The sequence below is a fragment of the bacterium genome, from assembly GCA_021372615.1.
Taxonomy (GTDB): Bacteria; Armatimonadota; Zipacnadia; order Zipacnadales; family UBA11051; genus JAJFUB01.
This window is the reverse complement of record JAJFUB010000156.1, coordinates 1-3,117: the sequence shown is the minus strand read 5'-3', so window position 1 is coordinate 3,117 and position 3,117 is coordinate 1. Positions and strand designations below refer to the sequence as shown.

General features: G+C 67.6%; 4 protein-coding genes. 2 read left to right on the top strand and 2 right to left on the bottom strand.

Annotation, left to right across the window (positions count from 1 at the left end; genetic code table 11):
- Both LLH23_22310 and LLH23_22305 read left to right on the top strand, forming a co-directional pair.
- A partial coding sequence (locus LLH23_22310) for a hypothetical protein (protein MCE5241208.1) occupies nt 1-191 on the top strand: 191 nt, incomplete at its 5' end.
- A 184-nt stretch (nt 192-375) separates the two neighbouring features.
- Nucleotides 376-1,461: a Gfo/Idh/MocA family oxidoreductase gene (locus tag LLH23_22305; protein ID MCE5241207.1), complete on the top strand. Its 1,086-nt coding sequence runs from the start codon at nt 376-378 to the stop codon at nt 1,459-1,461.
- An 86-nt stretch (nt 1,462-1,547) separates the two neighbouring features.
- Here the strand turns inward: LLH23_22305 and LLH23_22300 are convergent, their stop codons facing one another.
- Together LLH23_22300 and LLH23_22295 are read right to left on the bottom strand one after the other, a co-directional pair.
- Entirely contained in the window at nt 1,548-2,327 is a 780-nt protein-coding gene (locus LLH23_22300) for an amidohydrolase (GenBank protein ID MCE5241206.1), read from the bottom strand.
- Nucleotides 2,328-2,335: 8 nt separating this feature from the next.
- Nucleotides 2,336-3,067, bottom strand: a complete 732-nt coding sequence (locus LLH23_22295) for an amidohydrolase (GenBank protein ID MCE5241205.1) — start codon at nt 3,065-3,067, stop codon at nt 2,336-2,338.
- Nucleotides 3,068-3,117 lie beyond the last annotated feature (50 nt).

The window sequence follows — 3,117 nt, the reverse complement described above, 5'->3', positions numbered from 1 at the left end:
AGCAGCTGGTGCGGTTCACCGCCGCTCCGCCGCCGGCCGTGGGCTGGGCCATAGTCCTGTCGGCCCTACGACGCCGGGGCCGGCCCGCCAGCCACCGCGTGGCCTGGAGCCGCCGCCAGGAAGTCATCGCCACTCACAGGCCGGCTCAACCTGACCAACACGCCTGGCGCCAGCCCGTAGGGGCTTTCTGAACGTAACCTGAAGCGCCCGGCTGGGGGGCTGCCCTCCGGGCCGCCGAGCGTCCTGCGGACGCAAACGGCCAACGACCAAGGCAACCGCGACCAACACTCCACCTCGCCGGACAGGAAGGAATACCCTCGCCCTCCGTCCAATGCTACAGGCACATACGCGCGCATGATCGGGAGGTACACAGAGATGGCGAAGAAACTCAAGGCTGCCGTCATCGGCGCCGGGATCGGCAAGTACCACATTCAGGGCTACCAGGCCGCGGGCGCCGACGTGGTCGCCATGTGCGATGTCAACGGAGCCGCAGCCCAGGCCGCCGCTGCGACCTTCGGCATCCCCCAGGCCTACACCGACCACAGGCAGATGCTCAAGGAAGCCGACCTCGATTGCGTCAGCATCTGCGTCCCCAACAAGCTGCACATGCCGCTGGCGGTGGACTGTCTGGCCGCTGGCAAGAACGTCCTGTCCGAAAAGCCCCTGGCGCGCACGGCCGCCGAGGGCCAGAAGATGGTGGACGCCGCCGCCAAGGCCAAGAAGCTGCTGATGATCCAGTTCAACAACCGTTACCGGCCCGAGGCCACGATCCTCAAGCAGTACGTCACCGACGGCACGCTGGGTGACGTCTACTTCGCGCGGGCCGGCTGGGTCCGGCGCAACGGCATCCCCGGCTGGGGCGGCTGGTTCACCAGCAAGGAGATGGCCGGCGGTGGCCCGATCATTGACCTCGGCGTCCACATGCTCGATCTGACCATGTGGCTGATGGGCAACCCCGAGCCGGTGTCGGTCATGGCCTCGGCGTATTCGGTCTTCGGCCCGAAGATGGACGCCCTCGGCCCGTGGGGCACCCCCAACAAGAAGGGCAAGTTCGACGTCGAGGACATGGGCTGCGCCATGATCAAGTTCAGCGGCGGGCAGACCATCATGCTCGAAGCCGGCTGGGCGGCGCGCCTCAAGCGCGAGCATGTCTACTCGACGCTCATGGGCACGAAGGCCGGGGCGAGCCTAGAGCGCGTCTTCTCCATTGACGGCGTGGACGACAGCTCCATTGACACGCTGGAACTGTACACCCACGAGAACGGCGTGCCCGTGAATCGCAACCTGATCGTCGAGCCCGACCCGTTCATGGGCCGCCTCAACGCCGTGGGGCACTTCGTGGACTGCCTCACCAAGGGCGTCGCGTGCATCTCCCCCGGCACCGACGGCCTGCGCATCATGAAGATCCTCGACGCCGCCTACAAGAGCGCGGCGACGGGGAAGGCTGTGAACATCAGCTAGGGGTCGGGCGTTCAGAGCTCGGAGTAACGACAACGGCGCCGGAGGTCTCCGGCGCCGTTGTGCTCTGTCGGGGCGGTGACCGGCGGCTACTCGCCGAGCACCCGCGCGGCGTTCCCGCCCAGGATCGCCGCCTTCTGCTCGTCGCTGATGTACGCTTCCCTCACCTTCGCCAGCGCCGTGTGGGCGTAGGCGAACGGCGCGTGGCTGCCGAACAACAGGCGCTCGTGGCCGACATGCTCCACCAGGTCCTCGATGGCGTTGAGCGGGCTCTTGATGTAGGAGATCTCCGCGTACGCCTGGTCACCGGACACGCCCTGCAGGAACGCCGTCACCTCGGGGGTGGTCGCGGCGCACAGCACGATCTTCGCCCGGGGGACATCGCGGGCGAAGGTGATGGCCTGCTCGGTCGGCAGCGCCGGCACCTTCATCAGCGGGTGATGGTGCCGCTCGTCTTCGACCCGCACGGGCAGCAGCACCGGCCAGCCCATCTCGGTCGCCATGTCCGCCAGACGCACGGTCTCGTAGCTGGTGATGTCGAAGGCGTGGTAGGTGGGATAGAGCTTCAGGGCGCGGAACCCCAGCTCGGCGCAGCGACGCAGGTCGCGCTCCGCGCCAGGGTACTCGGGATTCAGCACCGCCGCCAGGAGGGGCCGGATACCATCCGGCCCGCCGTTCGCGGCGTCCTCCGCCAGGAGTTCATTCGCCGGCTGCGGACTGCAGAAGGTGATGGCCCGGGCGGAGCCCATGACCATCCGGTCGATGCCCTGGCGATGCAGGTCCGCAGCCACCTCCGCCGCCGTGGTCTGGGGGAACTCACGGAACGCGTACGCTCCGCAATCGCAGTTGAAGTCAGTGATGCCGTGCATGGTTGCTCTCACAATCCCAGGAGTCGTTGTGCGTTCCCGCCGAGGACCAGGGTCTTCGCCTCGTCGCTGATGTTCGCGTCGCGGACCTTCGACAGCGTCAGCAGCAGGTCCGCCCCCGGCATGTCCGTGCCCCAGATGAGCCGCTCGGCCCCTACCGCGTCCACCCACGCCTCCACCAGCCCGTTGTCCGTCATCGAGCCGCTCGTGTCGGCGGCGATGTTGGGCACGTCGCGCACGGCCCGCAGGCCATAGCGCCAATCGCCCCCGACATGAGCCATGACCAGCTTCAGCTCCGGGTACCGACGCGCCAGGTTGGCGATGCACACCGGATCGCTTTCGCCGGGGTAGTTTCCGGTGATCTTGTGCCACGAGTGCTGCAGCACGACCATGTTGATGGCGATGGCTCGTTCGAGGATCGGCGCCACGGCGGGGTGGTCTATCCAGCAACTGATCCACAGCTTGATGCCGACCGCGCCCTGGTCCAGGCCGCGCTCCAGCTCGTCCATCGCCGCCCGCCCGTGCAGCGGGTTCAGGTACACGAAGGGGAGGTAAAGGTCCGGGTAGTCACGGGTGGCCCTGTAGACCCGGTCGTTGAGGCTCTTCACCTCGTCGAGGTCGGGCAGCCAGGAGGCCAGGCCGCTGATGCAGATGCGGTCCACGCCGTGGCGCTGGGCCTCGCGGGCCATCATCTCCTCAGCATCGTCACGCGCCCAGGTGTGGGCATGGAAGTCAATGATCATGGGAGGCTCCGCGTTGGAAGGTAGGGCGGCGGGTGTCGCGTCGTGTGCGA